This is a genomic window from Streptococcus pseudopneumoniae IS7493 (genome assembly GCF_000221985.1).
Taxonomy (GTDB): domain Bacteria; phylum Bacillota; class Bacilli; order Lactobacillales; family Streptococcaceae; genus Streptococcus; species Streptococcus pseudopneumoniae.
Map to the genome: position 1 here is coordinate 128,564 of NC_015875.1, position 17,249 is coordinate 145,812.

At 42.4% G+C, this 17,249-nt stretch carries 17 protein-coding genes; 16 read left to right on the top strand and 1 reads right to left on the bottom strand.

The genetic code is table 11. The features are described 5' to 3' along the window. The first annotated feature begins 80 nt into the window (after positions 1–80). The 11 genes from SPPN_RS00790 (at position 81) to SPPN_RS00840 (ending at position 11,336) form a co-directional block, all read left to right on the top strand. Positions 81–1,868: a glycoside hydrolase family 35 protein gene (locus SPPN_RS00790; RefSeq protein ID WP_000196547.1), complete on the top strand. Its 1,788-nt coding sequence runs from the start codon at positions 81–83 to the stop codon at positions 1,866–1,868. Then, positions 1,865–2,341, top strand: a complete 477-nt coding sequence (locus SPPN_RS00795) for a PTS sugar transporter subunit IIB (protein ID WP_000156961.1) — start codon at positions 1,865–1,867, stop codon at positions 2,339–2,341. Before SPPN_RS00790 ends, SPPN_RS00795 begins: the two co-directional genes overlap by 4 nt. A 26-nt stretch (positions 2,342–2,367) precedes the next feature. Next, positions 2,368–3,273, top strand: coding sequence for a PTS mannose/fructose/sorbose/N-acetylgalactosamine transporter subunit IIC (locus tag SPPN_RS00800; RefSeq protein ID WP_000617008.1), 906 nt, complete (start codon positions 2,368–2,370; stop codon positions 3,271–3,273). Then, entirely contained in the window at positions 3,260–4,075 is an 816-nt protein-coding gene (locus tag SPPN_RS00805) for a PTS system mannose/fructose/sorbose family transporter subunit IID (protein ID WP_000185298.1), read from the top strand. The genes SPPN_RS00800 and SPPN_RS00805 overlap by 14 nt, the downstream gene beginning before the upstream one ends. 6 nt (positions 4,076–4,081) lie before the next feature. Continuing rightward, a complete protein-coding gene (locus SPPN_RS00810) occupies positions 4,082–4,486 on the top strand; it encodes a PTS sugar transporter subunit IIA (protein WP_000167454.1) in 405 nt (134 codons plus the stop codon). 298 nt (positions 4,487–4,784) lie between these two features. Next, positions 4,785–5,945: an SIS domain-containing protein gene (locus tag SPPN_RS00815; RefSeq protein ID WP_000903564.1), complete on the top strand. Its 1,161-nt coding sequence runs from the start codon at positions 4,785–4,787 to the stop codon at positions 5,943–5,945. A gap of 121 nt (positions 5,946–6,066) precedes the next feature. Then, positions 6,067–7,104, top strand: coding sequence for an aldose epimerase family protein (locus SPPN_RS00820; protein WP_000649420.1), 1,038 nt, complete (start codon positions 6,067–6,069; stop codon positions 7,102–7,104). Positions 7,105–7,304: 200 nt separating this feature from the next. Continuing rightward, positions 7,305–8,159: a VOC family protein gene (locus SPPN_RS00825; protein WP_000220708.1), complete on the top strand. Its 855-nt coding sequence runs from the start codon at positions 7,305–7,307 to the stop codon at positions 8,157–8,159. Positions 8,160–8,299: 140 nt separating this feature from the next. After that, complete coding sequence (locus tag SPPN_RS00830) at positions 8,300–9,064, top strand: nucleoside phosphorylase (protein WP_000614982.1); 765 nt, start codon at positions 8,300–8,302, stop codon at positions 9,062–9,064. 213 nt (positions 9,065–9,277) lie between these two features. Continuing rightward, positions 9,278–10,657: a TrkH family potassium uptake protein gene (locus SPPN_RS00835; RefSeq protein WP_000897723.1), complete on the top strand. Its 1,380-nt coding sequence runs from the start codon at positions 9,278–9,280 to the stop codon at positions 10,655–10,657. 13 nt (positions 10,658–10,670) lie between these two features. After that, positions 10,671–11,336 (top strand): potassium channel family protein, encoded by a 666-nt coding sequence (locus tag SPPN_RS00840; protein ID WP_001283900.1) that lies wholly within the window; start codon positions 10,671–10,673, stop codon positions 11,334–11,336. Positions 11,337–11,482: 146 nt separating this feature from the next. Here SPPN_RS00840 and SPPN_RS13680 read toward each other — a convergent pair whose 3' ends face one another. Further along, complete coding sequence (locus SPPN_RS13680; protein ID WP_000692926.1) at positions 11,483–11,653, bottom strand: hypothetical protein; 171 nt, start codon at positions 11,651–11,653, stop codon at positions 11,483–11,485. A gap of 36 nt (positions 11,654–11,689) precedes the next feature. On the opposite strand from SPPN_RS13680, the gene SPPN_RS00850 reads away from it, so the two are divergent. From SPPN_RS00850 to rpsD, 5 genes are all read left to right on the top strand, one after another. Then, the gene (locus SPPN_RS00850) at positions 11,690–12,706 is read left to right on the top strand and encodes a glycosyltransferase family 2 protein (RefSeq protein ID WP_000771879.1); all 1,017 of its coding nucleotides are present in this window, start codon (positions 11,690–11,692) and stop codon (positions 12,704–12,706) included. Between the two features lie 115 nt (positions 12,707–12,821). Continuing rightward, a complete protein-coding gene (locus SPPN_RS00855) occupies positions 12,822–14,486 on the top strand; it encodes a PavB family fibronectin-binding SSURE repeat adhesin (protein ID WP_000671393.1) in 1,665 nt (554 codons plus the stop codon). A gap of 166 nt (positions 14,487–14,652) precedes the next feature. Then, positions 14,653–15,351, top strand: coding sequence for a response regulator transcription factor (locus SPPN_RS00860; protein WP_000520643.1), 699 nt, complete (start codon positions 14,653–14,655; stop codon positions 15,349–15,351). Then, positions 15,348–16,400, top strand: a complete 1,053-nt coding sequence (locus SPPN_RS00865; RefSeq protein ID WP_000769775.1) for a HAMP domain-containing sensor histidine kinase — start codon at positions 15,348–15,350, stop codon at positions 16,398–16,400. Before SPPN_RS00860 ends, SPPN_RS00865 begins: the two co-directional genes overlap by 4 nt. A 194-nt stretch (positions 16,401–16,594) precedes the next feature. Then, complete coding sequence (rpsD, locus tag SPPN_RS00870; RefSeq protein ID WP_000092760.1) at positions 16,595–17,206, top strand: 30S ribosomal protein S4; 612 nt, start codon at positions 16,595–16,597, stop codon at positions 17,204–17,206. The last annotated feature ends 43 nt before the right edge of the window (positions 17,207–17,249 follow it).

A 17,249-nucleotide genomic window follows, 5' to 3' on the forward strand; every position in this document is an offset into this window, starting at 1 on the left:
ATTGACAATTCAAACAGATTGGTTTATAATTACTATAACAACGAGTGAAAGCGCAAACTTTGCAATCAAAAGGTAGTTTTATGACACGATTTGAGATACGAGACGATTTCTATTTAGATGGGAAACCGTTCAAGATTTTGTCCGGCGCCATTCATTATTTTAGGATTCCTCCAGAGGATTGGTATCATTCGCTCTATAACTTGAAGGCTCTTGGTTTTAATACGGTAGAGACTTATGTGGCTTGGAATTTACACGAGCCTCGTGAGGGTGAGTTTCATTTTGAAGGAGCTCTGGATTTGGAGCGATTTCTACAGACAGCGCAAGACTTGGGTCTCTACGCTATCGTTCGTCCGTCACCCTTCATCTGTGCGGAGTGGGAATTCGGTGGTTTACCAGCCTGGCTCTTAACCAAAGACATGAGGATTCGTTCTTCAGATCCTGCCTATATTGAGGCTGTCGGTCGCTATTATGATCAGCTCTTGCCACGACTGGTTCCACATCTGTTGGACAATGGTGGCAATATCCTCATGATGCAGGTTGAAAATGAGTATGGTTCTTATGGAGAAGATAAGGCTTACCTGAGAGCCATTCGACAGCTGATGGAAGAGCGTGGCGTAACCTGTCCTCTCTTTACATCAGATGGTCCTTGGAGAGCTACTCTGAAAGCGGGAACCTTAATCGAAGATGACCTCTTTGTAACAGGGAACTTTGGTTCTAAGGCACCTTACAACTTTTCACAGATGCAGGAATTCTTTGATGAGCATGGCAAGAAATGGCCGCTCATGTGTATGGAGTTCTGGGATGGCTGGTTCAATCGTTGGAAAGAACCGATTATCACACGGGATCCTAAGGAATTGGCAGATGCAGTTCGAGAGGTTTTGGAACAAGGCTCCATCAATCTTTACATGTTCCACGGTGGTACAAACTTTGGCTTCATGAATGGTTGCTCAGCTCGAGGGACTTTGGACCTGCCACAAGTTACATCTTATGATTACGATGCTCTTCTGGATGAAGAAGGAAATCCAACTGCCAAATACTTGGCAGTCAAGAAGATGATGGCAACACATTTCCCAGAGTATCCGCAGTTAGAACCACTCTACAAAGAGAGTATGGAGTTGGATGCTATACCAATAGTAGAAAAAGTTTCCTTGTTTGAAACCTTGGATAGCTTGTCAAGTCCAGTAGAAAGCCTCTATCCTAAAAAGATGGAGGAGCTGGGACAAAGTTATGGCTACCTACTTTATCGAACAGAAACAAACTGGGATGCAGAAGAAGAAAGACTTCGTATCATTGATGGTCGAGATAGGGCCCAGCTGTATGTCGATGGTCAGTGGGTTAAAACTCAATATCAGACAGAGATTGGGGAAGATATTTTTTATCAAGGTAAAAAGAAAGGGCTATCTAGGTTAGATATCTTGATAGAAAATATGGGGCGTGTCAACTATGGGCATAAGTTCTTAGCGGATACGCAACGTAAGGGAATTCGGACAGGGGTCTGTAAGGATCTGCATTTCTTACTAAACTGGAAACACTATCCACTCCCACTAGACAATCCTGAGAAAATTGATTTTTCAAAAGGATGGACTCAAGGACAACCAGCCTTTTACGCTTATGACTTTACAGTCGAAGAGCCAAAAGATACTTACCTAGACTTGTCTGAGTTTGGTAAGGGGGTTGCCTTTGTCAATGGGCAGAATCTAGGACGTTTTTGGAACGTTGGCCCAACTCTCTCACTTTATATCCCTCATAGCTATCTCAAGGAAGGTGCCAACCGCATCATTATCTTTGAAACAGAAGGTCAATATAAAGAAGAGATTCATTTAACTCGTAAACCTACACTAAAACATATAAAGGGGGAAAACTTATGACAATTGTAGGATGCCGTATCGATGGACGTTTGATCCACGGACAAGTAGCCAATCTTTGGGCTGGAAAACTAAATGTTTCACGCATTATGGTTGTAGACGACGAAGTTGTCAACAACGATATTGAAAAGAGTGGTTTGAAACTTGCGACACCACCAGGTGTGAAATTGAGTATTTTGCCAGTTGAGAAAGCTGCAGCCAATATTCTTGCTGGCAAATACGATAGCCAACGTCTCTTTATCGTGGCTCGTAAACCAGACCGCTTCCTTGGTTTGGTAGAAGCAGGTGTACCACTTGAAACCCTTAATGTTGGGAATATGTCTCAAACACCAGAAACTCGCCCTATCACACGTTCTATCAACGTAGTAGACAAGGATGTGGAAGATTTCCACAAACTGGCAGAAAAAGGTGTTAAACTTACTGCTCAGATGGTTCCAAATGATCCAATTTCAGACTTTTTGAGCTTATTAAAATAGGAAAAAATTTTTAGGAGGTCATTGTTATGATACAATGGTGGCAAATTTTACTTCTCACTTTGTACTCAGCTTATCAAATCTGTGATGAGTTGACGATCGTTTCATCTGCAGGTTCCCCTGTATTTGCTGGTTTCATTACTGGTTTAATCATGGGAGATGTGACTACTGGTTTGCTTATCGGTGGTAACTTGCAACTGTTCGTTCTTGGGGTTGGTACCTTCGGTGGTGCTTCTCGTATTGACGCAACTTCTGGTGCGGTTCTTGCGACAGCCTTCTCTGTTTCACAAGGAATTGATGCACCGCTTGCCATTACTACAATCGCTGTACCAGTAGCAACTCTCTTGACTTACTTCGACGTTCTTGGTCGTATGACTACTACCTTCTTCGCTCACCGTGTGGATGCTGCCATCGAACGCTTTGACTATAAAGGTATTGAACGCAACTACTTGCTTGGTGCGATTCCTTGGGCTTTATCTCGTGCCCTTCCAGTCTTCTTTGCCCTTGCTTTTGGTGGTGAATTTGTACAAGGCGTAGTAGACTTCGTTACAAAATACCAATGGGTTGCAGATGGTTTGACACTCGCAGGACGTATGCTTCCAGGTCTTGGATTTGCAATCTTGCTTCGTTACCTTCCAGTTAAACGTAACCTTCATTACCTTGCTATGGGATTTGGTTTGACAGCTATGTTGACTGTTCTTTACTCATATGTAACAGGTCTTGGTGGCGCTGTTGCTGGTATCGTAGGTACTCTTCCTGCTGAAGTTGCTGAAAAAATTGGTTTCGTGAACAACTTCAAAGGATTGTCTATGATTGGTATCTCTATCGTAGGTATTTTCCTTGCAGTGCTTCACTTCAAAAATAGCCAAAAAGTAGCTGTAGCAGCACCTTCTACACCATCAGAAAGTGGGGAAATCGAAGATGACGAATTCTAATTACAAACTAACAAAAGAAGATTTTAATCAAATCAACAAACGTAGCTTGTTTACTTTCCAATTAGGTTGGAACTACGAACGTATGCAAGCTTCTGGTTACCTTTACATGATCTTGCCTCAGTTGCGTAAAATGTATGGTGATGGAACTCCTGAATTGAAAGAAATGATGAAAGTTCATACTCAATTCTTCAATACTTCACCATTCTTCCATACCATTATCGCTGGTTTTGACCTTGCCATGGAAGAAAAAGATGGTGTAGGTTCAAAAGACGCTGTTAACGGTATCAAGACAGGTTTGATGGGACCATTCGCTCCTCTTGGGGATACAATCTTTGGTTCACTTGTACCTGCTATCATGGGGTCAGTCGCAGCAACTATGGCTATCGCTGGCCAACCTTGGGGGATCTTCCTTTGGATTGCAGTTGCAGTAGCGTATGACATCTTCCGTTGGAAACAGTTGGAATTTGCTTACAAAGAAGGGGTTAACCTTATCAACAACATGCAAAGTACCTTGACAGCTTTGATTGACGCTGCATCTGTACTTGGTGTCTTCATGATGGGTGCTCTTGTAGCAACAGTGATTAACTTTGAAATTTCTTACAAGTTGCCAATCGGTGAAAAGATGATTGATTTCCAAGACATCTTGAACCAAATCTTCCCACGTTTGCTTCCAGCAATCTTTACTGCCTTTATCTTCTGGTTGCTTGGTAAGAAAGGTATGAACTCTACTAAAGCTATCGGTATTATTATCGTACTTGCTTTGGCTCTTTCTGCCCTTGGTCACTTTGCACTTGGAATGTAATTCCTTATGACTAAATCATTAATTTTGGTGAGCCATGGTCGCTTCTGTGAGGAGCTTAGAGGTAGCACAGAAATGATTATGGGCCCACAAGACAACATTTACACAGTAGCTCTTCTTCCAGAAGATGGCCCAGAAGAATTTACTGCTAAATTTGAAGCTGTTATTGAAGGATTGGATGATTTCCTAGTTTTTGCGGATCTTCTCGGTGGGACACCTTGTAATGTGGTGAGTCGCTTGATCATGGAAGGTCGTGATATTGACCTTTACGCAGGGATGAATCTTCCAATGGTGATTGAATTTATCAATGCGAGCCTTACAGGCGCAGATGCGGACTACAAGAGCCGTGCTGCAGAAAGCATTGTGAAAGTTAATGACCTGTTAGCGGGCTTCGATGATGACGAAGATGAATAATACTCTTCGAAAATCTCTTCAAACTACGTCAACGTCGCCTTACCGTAGGTATATGTTACTGACTTCGTCAGTCTTATCCGGCAACCTCAAAACGGTGTTTTGAGCTGACTTCGTCAGTCTTATCCGGCAACCTCAAAGCAGTGCTTTGAGCAGCCTGCGGCTAGTTTCCTACAGATTTTAGTTGGAACTCGATTCAATTCATGTGACAACGTGAAAATCGTTAGAGCATTTTATATAGAATATACATGGGAATGGAGCTTACTCCCATTCCTATATTTAATAGAAAAAGAGGAACTCAATGCTACATTATACAAAAGAAGACTTGCTCGAATTGGGTGCAGAAATCACTACGCGTGAAATCTACCAACAGCCTGATGTATGGAGAGAAGCTTTTGAATTTTATCAAGCAAAACGTGAAGAAATTGCAGCCTTCCTACAAGAAATCGCTGATAAACATGACTATATTAAGGTTATCTTGACAGGTGCTGGGACTTCTGCTTATGTGGGAGACACCTTGCTACCTTACTTTAAGGAAGTCTATGACGAACGCAAATGGAATTTCAATGCTATTGCGACAACAGATATCGTTGCCAATCCAGTAACCTATTTGAAAAAAGATGTGGCAACTGTCCTTGTGTCTTTTGCTCGTAGTGGGAACTCGCCTGAAAGTGTGGCGACTGTTGATTTGGCCAAATCCTTGGTGGATGAGCTTTATCAAGTGACGATTACTTGTGCAGCAGATGGTAAATTGGCTCTTCAAGCTCACGGTGATGACCGTAATCTCTTGCTCTTGCAACCAGCTGTCTCTAATGATGCTGGATTTGCCATGACTTCTAGCTTTACGTCTATGATGTTGACAGCTCTCTTGGTCTTTGATCCTACAGAATTTGCTGTTAAGTCTGAACGTTTTGAAGTTGTATCTAGTCTTGCCCGTAAAGTTTTAGACAAGGCAGAAGATGTCAAAGAGCTCGTTGATTTAGACTTTAACCGTGTCATCTATCTAGGCGCTGGTCCTTTCTTTGGACTTGCTCATGAAGCTCAGCTCAAGATTTTGGAATTAACTGCTGGTCAAGTTGCGACCATGTATGAAAGCCCAGTTGGCTTCCGTCACGGTCCAAAATCTCTTATCAACGACAATACAGTTGTTTTGGTCTTTGGTACAACGACAGACTACACTCGTAAGTACGACTTGGACTTGGTTCGTGAAGTTGCTGGTGACCAGATTGCTCGTCGTGTTGTGCTTTTGAGTGATCAAGCCTTTGGTCTTGAAAATGTCAAAGAAGTGGCCCTTGGTTGTGGCGGTGTCTTGAATGATATTTACCGTGTCTTCCCATACATCGTATATGCTCAACTCTTTGCTCTATTGACTTCACTCAAGGTAGAAAATAAACCAGATACACCGTCTCCTACAGGTACAGTAAACCGTGTAGTACAAGGTGTCATAATTCACGAATATTAAAAGTAAGACAGTGTTTATGAATTCTTGACAAGAGGATTTGTAAATTATCAGATAAACCATAGATTGTCAGTACGCTTTCTATGGTTTGTTTGCTTGAGAGAAATAGTAAAAGGAGAACAGAATGAAAGCATACACAGAGCGTGTATTTGGAAATGTTGAGGGCGAGGATGTCTTGGCCTATCGATTTGAGACAGACGGTGGCTACCAACTTGAGGTTATGACTTATGGTGCGACCATCTTGCGCTATGTCGCACCTGACAAGGCTGGAAATTTTGCCAATGTTATCTTGGGATTTGATGACTTTGATAGTTATGTAGGCAATAGTCCCAAGCATGGAGCAAGTGTAGGTCCTGTAGCGGGTCGTATTGCAGGTGCGACCTTTGAGCTCAATGGTAAGACCTATGACCTTGAGGTTAATAATGCTAGCAACTGTAATCACAGTGGTTCAACTGGTTGGGATTCAAGCTTGTTTGAACTAGCTGAAGTGAGCGATCATGGCTTGACCCTCTATACAGAGCGTACAGATGGGACAGGAGGATTTCCTGGTAATCTCAAGATTTGGATTAGCTACAACTTGGAAGAAACTGGTGCTTACGAAATCAGCTACAAGGTAACAACTGATCAAGATACCTTGGTCAATCCAACCAACCACAGCTATTTCAACTTGTCTGGTGATTTCACGCAGACAATTGACCGTCATGTCTTCCAACTAAATACAGAGGGTATTTACCCAATCGCTCCCGATGGTGTTCCTGCCAAAACTCTAGATGCTACTCGTGATGTGGTTAAACACATCTACAATGGTGCCTTGTTGAAAGACATCTTTGCAGAGGAAGATGAGCAAATCCAGCTGGTATCTGGCTTGGATCATCCATTTGCCTTTCCTACAGGCCATGATAATGTTGGTTTCCTTTATGACCAAAATTCAGGTCGCTTCTTGCTTTTCAAGACAGAGGCTCCATGTTTTGTGATCTACACAGCAAACTTTGTGGATGAGAGTGTACTTGTGGCTGGCAAACCAATGATTCAGCACAATGGGATTGCCCTTGAAGCGCAGGCCTTACCAGATGCCATCCACAGTGACCTCAAAGACCAAGTCATTCTCAAAGCAGGTCAAACCTTTACAAGCAAGACACGCTATGAGCTTGTTGTGAAATAAAAAAGCTGGTCAAAAAGTCTTTAAAATTAAAATAACGCATATTGTCAGGTGATGAAAAGTTTGATAATATGCGTTTTATTATGAAATGATTTACTTTATATTATCCTGAAATGGTGTTATTTTTGAGTTATCTGGCTTGACTTTCTTGATGGAAATTATACAATAGTTGTAATAATTACAACGAGAAAAGAGGACCATTTATGACCTATGAATACAAGAGTCACATTTATTTGGCAGAGACAGTTTTAAATGTAAAGGATTTGGCCAGTCAAACAGCCTTTTATCAGCAAGTTATTGGTTTAGAAATCTTATCTCAAACTGAGACAGAGTCCATTCTAGGCCTTGGTGGAAAAGTCTTGGTACAGCTGATTCAAGCACAAGAGAGCGGAGAAGTGAGGGAACATTGTGGTCTTTACCATTTGGCCATTCTCTTGCCCACACGCAAGGCTTTGGCTGATGTCTTGAAACACCTGACAGATTTACAGATTCCTCTTGTCGGCGGTGCAGACCATGGTTACAGTGAAGCTATTTACTTGGAAGATTTGGAGGGAAATGGCATTGAACTCTATCGAGATAAGCCGGTTTCCACATGGGATATTCGAGAAGATGGACGCATTATCGGAGTGACGGAGGCTCTTGCGGCGCAGGACATTTATGAGTTGGGGGAAAGAGTAGAGCCCTTTATCTTGACAGAAGGTACGAGAATGGGGCATATTCATCTTTCCGTCAAGGATAGTCGAAAGTCCAGCCAGTTTTATCAAAAGGTGTTAGGGCTAGAGGATAAATTCAGTGTGCCTAGCGCTAGTTGGATTGCGGCTGGAGATTACCATCATCATTTAGCAGTTAACGAATGGGGAGGAAAAGGTCTGGATTCGCGTAAGCAAGGCTTACCAGGTTTAGCCTACTATGTCATCGAAGTCGCACATAAAGAAGAACTGTTAACGATTGCCCAACGAGCACAAGAAGTTGACGCACCAATCAAATGGATGACATCGAGCCAATTGGAAATCACAGACTCAGATGGAATTGTGACTCGTATTTGCTTAGCTCGATAGACAGGATGTGATGAAAATCAGAGCATCAATTGTAGAAAGTGGTTTTTATTCTAGTATTAGCTTTTCCTCAGTTCATCAGCTTCCTCCTTGACACTTTGTCAGTTTTTGATACAATAGTACAAAATTAGAGGAGGTGGGTTATGATTCAGAAACATGCGATTCCCATTTTAGAGTTTGATGATAATCCTCAGGCGGTTATCATGCCCAATCACGAGGGGCTGGACTTGCACTTGCCCAAGAAATGTGTCTATGCATTTTTAGGTGAAGAGATTGACCGCTATGCGAGGGAAGTAGGGGCGGACTGTGTCGGCGAATTCGTTTCAGCCACCAAGACCTATCCAGTCTATGTCGTGAACTACAAAGGCGAGGAGATTTGTCTGGCTCAGGCTCCTGTTGGTTCAGCTCCAGCAGCCCAGTTTATGGATTGGTTGATTGGCTATGGTGTGGAGCAGATTATTTCCACAGGTACCTGTGGTGTGCTAGCCGATATAGAGGAAAATGCCTTTCTAGTCCCTGTTCGCGCTCTGCGAGATGAAGGAGCCAGTTACCACTATGTGGCACCTTCTCGTTATATGGAAATGCAGCCAGAGGCTATTGCTGCCATTGAGCAAGTTTTGGAAGTCAGAGGGATTCCCTATGAAGAAGTCCTGACCTGGACGACAGACGGTTTTTACCGAGAAACGGCTGAAAAGGTGGCTTATCGTAAGGAAGAGGGCTGTGCTGTTGTGGAGATGGAGTGTTCTGCGCTTGTGGCAGTAGCCCAACTGCGAGGGGTTCTCTGGGGAGAATTGTTGTTCACAGCTGATTCCTTAGCAGACTTGGACCAGTACGATAGTCGTGACTGGGGATCGGAAGCGTTTGAGAAGGCGTTAGAACTGAGTTTAGCAAGTGTTGTGCAACTTTAGTCGCTTTTCTCGGCAGTTTCTTATCTTAGTGAAGGAGAACTTTAAAAGCTTGATTGATGATTATTTTTTGCCGAATAAAATAGGAAGTCGGTAGTTTTTAGACGTTTCTAGAAATGGACGAGTTTGGATAACCTCTTTTTTAGGATAAGCGTACGCGATGTTTTGTCCATTCCTATTTGAGATATTTCTTTTGTTTTATGGTACAATGGAAACATGTTATTCAAATTATCTAAGGAAAAAATAGAGCTAGGCTTATCTCGTTTATCGCCAGCCCGTCGTATTTTTTTGAGTTTTGCCTTGGTCATTTTACTAGGCTCTCTTCTTTTGAGCTTGCCCTTTGTCCAAGTTGAAAGCTCACGAGCGACTTATTTTGATCATCTTTTCACTGCTGTCTCTGCAGTCTGTGTGACAGGTCTTTCAACCCTTCCAGTAGCTCACACATATAATATCTGGGGTCAAATAATCTGTTTGCTCTTGATTCAGATCGGTGGTCTAGGACTCATGACCTTTATTGGAGTTTTCTATATCCAGAGCAAGCAAAAGCTTAGTCTTCGTAGCCGTGCAACTATTCAGGATAGTTTTAGTTATGGAGAAACTCGATCTTTGAGAAAGTTTGTCCATTCTATTTTTCTCACAACTTTTCTAGTTGAGGGTTTGGGAGCTCTATTCCTCAGTTTTCGTTTTGTTCCACAACTTGGCTGGGGGCGCGGTCTTTTTAGTTCCATTTTTCTAGCTATATCCGCCTTCTGTAATGCAGGTTTTGATAATTTGGGGAGCACCAGTTTATTTGCTTTTCAGACCGATTTACTGGTCAATCTGGTGATTGCAGGCTTAATTATTACAGGTGGTTTTGGCTTTATGGTCTGGTTTGATTTGGCTGGTCATGTAGGAAGAAAGAAAAAAGGGCGCCTGCACTTTCATACGAAGCTTGTACTATTATTGACTCTAGGTTTGTTGTTATTTGGAACGGCAACTACTCTCTTTCTTGAGTGGAACAATGCTGGAACGATTGGCAATCTCCCTGTTGCCGATAAGGTTTTAGTTAGCTTTTTTCAAACAGTGACGATGCGAACAGCAGGCTTTTCTACGATAGATTATACTCAGGCTCATCCTGTGACTCTTTTGATTTATATCTTACAGATGTTTCTAGGTGGGGCACCTGGGGGAACGGCTGGGGGGCTCAAGATTACGACATTTTTTGTCCTCTTGGTCTTTGCGCGAAGTGAGCTTTTGGGCTTGCCTCATGCCAATGTTGCGAGACGAACGATTGCGCCGCGAACGGTTCAAAAATCCTTTAGTGTCTTTATTATCTTTTTGATGAGCTTCTTGGTAGGATTGATTCTGCTAGGGATGACAGCCAAAGGCAATCCTCCCTTTATCCACCTCATATTTGAAACCATTTCAGCTCTTAGTACAGTTGGTGTAACGGCAAATTTGACTTCTGATCTTGGGAAATTGGCTCTCAGTGTTATCATGCCACTTATGTTTATGGGACGAATTGGTCCCTTGACCTTGTTTGTTAGCTTGGCAGATTACCATCCAGAAAAGAAAGATATGATTCACTATATGAAAGCAGATATTAGTATTGGTTAAGAAAGGAAAGAGAATGTCAGATCGTACGATTGGAATTTTAGGATTGGGAATTTTTGGGAGCAGTGTCCTAGCTGCCCTAGCCAAGCAGGATATGAATATTATCGCTATTGATGACCACGCAGAGCGCATCAATCAGTTTGAGCCAGTTTTGGCGCGTGGAGTGATTGGTGACATCACAGATGAAGAATTATTGAGATCAGCAGGGATTGATACCTGCGATACCGTTGTCGTCGCGACAGGTGGAAATCTGGAGTCGAGTGTGCTTGCGGTTATGCACTGTAAGAGTTTGGGGGTACCGACTGTTATTGCTAAGGTCAAAAGTCAGACTGCTAAGAAAGTGCTAGAAAAGATTGGAGCTGACTCGGTTGTCTCGCCAGAGTATGAAATGGGGCAGTCTCTAGCACATACCATTCTTTTCCATAATAGTGTTGGTGTCTTTCAGTTGGATAAAAATGTCTCTATTGTGGAGATGAAAATTCCTCAGTCTTGGGCAGGTCAAAGTCTGAGTAAATTAGACCTCCGTGACAAATATAATCTGAATATTTTGGGCTTCCGAGAGCAGGAAAATTCCCCATTGGATGTTGAATTTGGACCAGATGACCTCTTGAAGGCAGATACCTATATTTTGGCGGTCATCAACAACCAGTATTTGGATACCCTAGCAGCATTGAATTTGTAAAAGAGGGAGCTTCCCTCTTTTTTGATGCTTAAGATGGTAAATAGAGACAGAAGCCTTGTATTCTAGTAAAAGTTCTTCAAAGGCTGGACTTTATGGTAGAATAGAAAGCAGTGACAAGAGAGAGTAATACTCTTCGAAAGTCAAATTTAAACCACGTCAACGTCACCTTGCCGTAGGTATAGGTAACTGACTTCGTCAGTCTTATCTACAACCTCAAAACAGTGTTTTGAGCTGACTTCGTCAGTCTTATCTGCAACCTCAAAACAGTGTTTTGAGCAACCTGCGGCTAGTTTCCTAGTTTGCTCTTTGATTTTCATTGAGTAAGAAAAATCAGTCCCCTAAAGGAGTAGATTATGAAGTTATTGTCTATCGCCATTCCTAGCTATAATGCTGCAGCCTATCTTCATTACTGTGTGGAGTCGCTAGTGATTGGTGGTGAGCAAGTTGAGATTTTGATTATCAATGATGGGTCTCAGGACCAGACTCAGGAAATCGCTGAGCGTTTAGCCGACAAGTATCCTAACATCGTTAGAGCCATTTATCAGGAAAATAAGGGCCATGGCGGTGCGGTCAATCGTGGCTTGGTAGAGGCTTCTGGGCGCTATTTTAAAGTAGTTGACAGTGATGACTGGGTGGATCCTCGTGCCTACTTGAAAACTCTTGAAACCTTGCAGGAACTTGAGAGTAAGGGTCAAGAGGTTGACGCCTTTGTGACTAATTTTGTTTACGAAAAGGAAGGTCAGTCTCGTAAGAAGAGTATGAGCTACGAGTCAGTCTTGCCTGTTCGGCAGATTTTTGGCTGGGACCAGGTCGGAAATTTCTCCAAAGGCCAGTATATCATGATGCACTCGCTGATTTATCGGACAGATTTGTTGCGTGCTAGCCAGTTCCAACTGCCTGAGCATACTTTTTATGTCGATAATCTCTTTGTCTTTACCCCTCTTCAGCAGGTCAAGACCATGTACTATCTGCCTGTCGATTTCTATCGTTATTTGATTGGGCGTGAGGACCAGTCTGTCAATGAGCAAGTGATGATTAAGCGCATTGACCAGCAACTTAAAGTCAATCGACTCTTGGTAGACCAGCTTGATTTATCCCAAGTGAGCCACCCCAAAATGCGAGAATATCTGCTGAATCATATCGAGATTACGACGGTGATTTCCAGTGCCCTGCTCAATCGAGCAGGTACAGCAGAGCATTTGGCAAAAAAACGGGAGCTGTGGACCTATATTCAGCAGGAAAATCCAGAGGTTTTTCAGGCTATCCGTAAGACCATGCTTAGCCGTTTGACCAAACATTCAGTCTTGCCAGCTCGCAAACTGTCCAATGTCGTCTATCAAATCACCAAATCTGTTTATGGATTTAATTGATATAAGTATTTTATAAGAGGGATTTAAGAAAAATTTTAACTTTTTCTTAGTCCTTTTTAATTTTAGGATATTATACTAGAGTCATCAAATAAAGAAAAACTCTAAGGAGAACCCTATGAAATTCAATCCAAATCAAAGATATACTCGTTGGTCTATTCGCCGTCTCAGTGTCGGTGTTGCCTCAGTTGTTGTGGCTAGTGGCTTCTTTGTCCTAGTTGGTCAGCCAAGTTCTGTACGTGCCGATGGGGTCAATCCGACCCCTGCTCAAGTTGTACCTGAAGAGACATCGGGAACGAAAGAGGGTGACTTAGCAGAAACTCAGGGAGATACTGTTCTTGCTCAAGCGAAACCTGAGGTCGTTGCTGGAAATACGAACTCACTTTCTACACCTACAGAAGTAACTGAAGTGAGCGAGGAGACAAGCCCTTCTCGTCTGGATACACTTTTTGAAAAAGGTGAAGAAGCTCAAGAAAATTCAGAGCTAGCAGATGTCTTAAAAGAAGCTGTAGATACAGCTGATGTGGATGGGAAACAAGCAAGTCCAGAAGATATTAAAAAAGCTGTCGATGAGGATGTTAAAGACAGTATCGATGTCCCAGCGGGCTATCTAGAACAAGCCAAAGCTTCCGGTCCTTTCTTGGCTGGTGTAAACAAACCGCTTAAATATGAACTTTTCGCAGGCGATGGTATGTTGACTCGTCTCTTGCTCAAAGCATCTGACAAGGCTCCATGGTCAGATAATGGTAAGGATAAAAATGAAAAAATTCCACCAGTGAAAAATTTACCTGATGGCAAGTATTACTATCAAGTATCTTTGAATGGTAACACTACAGGTAAGCAAGATCAGGATTTATTAGATACACTTCGTACTAATGGTACAAATACCTATGAAGCTACCCTGACTGTCTATGAAGCAGCCGGTGATAAACCAAATTTGAATAAGGTTGTCAAGGAACGTAAAGTCAATATTACCTTGAACGGTCTTGTAACAAGAAGCGATGTCAAATCTGCAGTTAAAAACAACATCAAAGACAGTATCGATGTTCCAGCAGCCTACCTAGAAAAAGCCAAGGGTGACGGTCCATTCACAGCTGGTGTTAACCATGTGATTCCATACGAACTCGGGCAATACTTCTATCAAGTAGCCTTGGACGGAAACGTGGCTGGCAAAGAAAAACAAGAACTCATTGACCAGTTTCGAGCAAACGGCACTAAAACCTACAGCGCTACAGTCAATGTCTATGGCAACAAAGATGGTAAAGTAGATTTGACAAATGTCGTAGCAGCTAAAAAAGTTACTATTAAGATAAATGTTAAAGAAACATCAGACACAGCAAATGCTTCATTCTCATCTTCTAACTCTGGTTCTGGCGTGACTCCGATGAATCACAATCCTGCTACAGGTGCGACTCATCAAACAGCTGCTGACCATAAGGACATGATGGCACCAGCCAAAGAGACTGATAAAGCAATGCCAGCAAATGACCAAATGGAAAAATCAGGTATGAAGACTGAGACTCCAGCTCCAAGTACTACAGATAGCATGCCTGCTGACACCATGACAAGCTCTACCAATACGATGGCAGGTGAAAATATGGCTGCTTCTGCTAACAAGATGTCTGATACGATGATGTCAGACAAGATGATGTCAGATGATAAAGCTATGCTACCAAATACTGGTGAAGCTCAAACATCAATGGCAAGTATTGGTTTCCTTGGGCTTGCGCTTGTAGGTTTACTCGGTGGTCTAGGTTTGAAAAACAAAAAAGAAGAAAACTAATCAGCTAAGGAAATAAATGATGGATAGTGGGCTGACTAAGGCTAGTTTACCAACTCAATCAGCAATCAGGACTTTCTTTCAATAGCAGATTAAAATCATCGTAAAACAATAAAAATAGTGTTATACTTAAAGCAGTATAGCACTGTTTTTATCAAAGGAGAGACAGATGGGAAAGACAATTTTACTCGTTGACGACGAGGTAGAAATCACCGATATTCATCAGAGATACTTAATTCAGGCAGGTTATCAGGTCTTGGTAGCCCATGATGGACTGGAAGCGCTAGAGCTGTTCAAGAAAAAACCGATTGATTTGATTATCACAGATGTCATGATGCCTCGGATGGATGGTTATGATTTAATCAGTGAGGTTCAATACTTATCACCAGAGCAACCTTTCCTATTTATTACTGCTAAGACCAGTGAACAGGACAAGATTTACGGCCTGAGCTTGGGAGCAGATGATTTTATTGCTAAGCCTTTTAGCCCACGTGAGCTGGTTTTGCGTGTCCATAATATTTTGCGCCGCCTTCATCGTGGGGGCGAAACAGAGCTGATTTCCCTTGGCAATCTAAAAATGAATCATAGTAGTCATGAAGTTCAAATAGGAGAAGAAATGCTGGATTTAACTGTTAAATCATTTGAATTGCTGTGGATTTTAGCTAGCAATCCAGAGAGAGTTTTCTCCAAGACAGACCTCTATGAAAAAGTCTGGCAAGAAGACTATGTGGATGACACCAATACCTTGAATGTGCATATCCATGCTCTTCGACAGGAGTTGGCAAAATATAGTAGTGACCAAACGCCCACTATTAAGACAGTTTGGGGGTTGGGATATAAGATAGAGAAACCGAGAGGACAAACATGAAACTAAAAAGTTATATTTTGGTTGGATATATTATTTCAACCCTCTTAACCATTTTGGTTGTTTTTTGGGCTGTTCAAAAAATGCTGATTGCGAAAGGCGAGATTTACTTTTTGCTTGGGATGACCATCGTTGCCAGCCTTGTCGGTGCTGGGATTAGTCTCTTTCTCCTATCGCCGGTCTTTACGTCGTTGGGCAAACTCAAGGAGCATGCCAGGCGGGTAGCGGACAAGGATTTTCCTTCAAATTTGGAGGTTCAAGGCCCTTTAGAATTTCAACAATTAGGCCAAGCTTTTAATGAAATGTCCCATGATTTGCAGGCAAGCTTTGATTCCTTGGAAGAAAGCGAACGAGAAAAGGGCTTGATGATTGCCCAGTTGTCGCATGATATCAAGACTCCTATCACTTCAATCCAAGCGACGGTAGAAGGGATTTTGGATGGGGTTATCAAGGAAGGAGAACAGGACCATTATCTAGCAACCATTGGACGCCAGACGGAAAGACTCAATAAACTGGTTGAGGAGTTGAATTTTTTGACCCTAAACACAGCTAGAAATCAGGTGGAAACGACCAGCAAAGACAGCATTTTTCTGGATCAGCTCTTGATTGAGTGCATGAGTGAATTTCAGTTTTTGATTGAGCAGGAGAGAAGAGATGTCCACTTGCAGGTAATCCCAGAGTCTGCCCGGACTGAAGGAGATTATGCTAAGCTTTCTCGTATCTTGGTGAATCTGCTCAATAACGCTTTTAAATACTCTGCTCCAGGAACCAAGCTGGAAGTGGTGGCTAAGCTGGAGAAGAACCAGCTTTCAATCAGTGTGACCGATGAGGGGCAGGGCATTGCCCCAGAGGATTTGGAGAATATTTTCAAACGCCTTTATCGTGTCGAAACTTCGCGTAACATGAAAACAGGTGGGCATGGTCTTGGTCTTGCGATTGCGCGTGAATTGGCTCATCAATTGGGTGGGGAAATCACAGTCAGCAGCCAGTACGGTCTAGGAAGTACCTTTACCCTCCTTCTCAATCTCTCTGGTAGTGAAAATAAAGCCTAAAACCCCTTTACAAATCCAGCTATTCATGGTAAAATAGATTTTGTGTGAAATATCAGCAGGAAAGCATGAAGCTCGTCAACAGGTGTCTTATGATAAGTAACCTTGGCTGTTTAGGCGAAGGGCATCTGCACGAATCAGGGCTTTCTAAGTGACTATTTCCACCGAAATATTATTTATATCAGGAGGACATTCACATGTCACGTTATACAGGACCATCTTGGAAACAATCTCGTCGCCTTGGCCTTTCACTTACAGGTACAGGTAAAGAATTGGCACGTCGTAACTACGTACCAGGACAACACGGACCAAACAACCGTTCTAAATTGTCAGAATACGGTTTGCAATTGGCTGAAAAACAAAAACTTCGTTTCACTTACGGTGTAGGTGAAAAACAATTCCGTAACTTGTTCGTACAAGCTACAAAAATCAAAGGCGGGATCCTAGGTTTCAACTTTATGCTTCTTTTGGAACGTCGTTTGGATAACGTTGTTTACCGTCTTGGTCTTGCGACTACTCGTCGTCAAGCTCGTCAGTTCGTAAACCACGGTCACATCCTTGTTGACGGAAAACGCGTTGATATCCCATCATACCGCGTAACTCCAGGTCAAGTGATCTCAGTTCGTGAAAAATCATTGAAAGTTCCGGCAATCCTTGAAGCAGTAGAAGCTACTCTTGGACGTCCAGCATTCGTATCATTCGACGCTGAAAAATTGGAAGGTTCATTGACTCGCTTGCCAGAACGTGACGAAATCAACCCAGAAATCAACGAAGCACTTGTCGTTGAATTCTACAACAAAATGTTGTAATATTTTATTAAATAAGATAGGCTGTAAAGCCTTGAAATTAAGC

What these genes read in the sequence shown, in the direction of transcription:
- SPPN_RS00790 (WP_000196547.1), top strand. Translation starts at nt 81, where the DNA reads ATGACACGATTTGAGATACGAGACGATTTCTATTTAGATGGGAAACCG.
- SPPN_RS00795 (WP_000156961.1), top strand. Translation starts at nt 1,865, where the DNA reads ATGACAATTGTAGGATGCCGTATCGATGGACGTTTGATCCACGGACAA.
- SPPN_RS00800 (WP_000617008.1), top strand. Translation starts at nt 2,368, where the DNA reads ATGATACAATGGTGGCAAATTTTACTTCTCACTTTGTACTCAGCTTAT.
- SPPN_RS00805 (WP_000185298.1), top strand. Translation starts at nt 3,260, where the DNA reads ATGACGAATTCTAATTACAAACTAACAAAAGAAGATTTTAATCAAATC.
- SPPN_RS00810 (WP_000167454.1), top strand. Translation starts at nt 4,082, where the DNA reads ATGACTAAATCATTAATTTTGGTGAGCCATGGTCGCTTCTGTGAGGAG.
- SPPN_RS00815 (WP_000903564.1), top strand. Translation starts at nt 4,785, where the DNA reads ATGCTACATTATACAAAAGAAGACTTGCTCGAATTGGGTGCAGAAATC.
- SPPN_RS00820 (WP_000649420.1), top strand. Translation starts at nt 6,067, where the DNA reads ATGAAAGCATACACAGAGCGTGTATTTGGAAATGTTGAGGGCGAGGAT.
- SPPN_RS00825 (WP_000220708.1), top strand. Translation starts at nt 7,305, where the DNA reads ATGACCTATGAATACAAGAGTCACATTTATTTGGCAGAGACAGTTTTA.
- SPPN_RS00830 (WP_000614982.1), top strand. Translation starts at nt 8,300, where the DNA reads ATGATTCAGAAACATGCGATTCCCATTTTAGAGTTTGATGATAATCCT.
- SPPN_RS00835 (WP_000897723.1), top strand. Translation starts at nt 9,278, where the DNA reads ATGTTATTCAAATTATCTAAGGAAAAAATAGAGCTAGGCTTATCTCGT.
- SPPN_RS00840 (WP_001283900.1), top strand. Translation starts at nt 10,671, where the DNA reads ATGTCAGATCGTACGATTGGAATTTTAGGATTGGGAATTTTTGGGAGC.
- SPPN_RS13680 (WP_000692926.1), bottom strand. Translation starts at nt 11,653, where the DNA reads ATGAAAATCAAAGAGCAAACTAGGAAACTAGCCGCAGGTTGCTCAAAA.
- SPPN_RS00850 (WP_000771879.1), top strand. Translation starts at nt 11,690, where the DNA reads ATGAAGTTATTGTCTATCGCCATTCCTAGCTATAATGCTGCAGCCTAT.
- SPPN_RS00855 (WP_000671393.1), top strand. Translation starts at nt 12,822, where the DNA reads ATGAAATTCAATCCAAATCAAAGATATACTCGTTGGTCTATTCGCCGT.
- SPPN_RS00860 (WP_000520643.1), top strand. Translation starts at nt 14,653, where the DNA reads ATGGGAAAGACAATTTTACTCGTTGACGACGAGGTAGAAATCACCGAT.
- SPPN_RS00865 (WP_000769775.1), top strand. Translation starts at nt 15,348, where the DNA reads ATGAAACTAAAAAGTTATATTTTGGTTGGATATATTATTTCAACCCTC.
- rpsD (WP_000092760.1), top strand. Translation starts at nt 16,595, where the DNA reads ATGTCACGTTATACAGGACCATCTTGGAAACAATCTCGTCGCCTTGGC.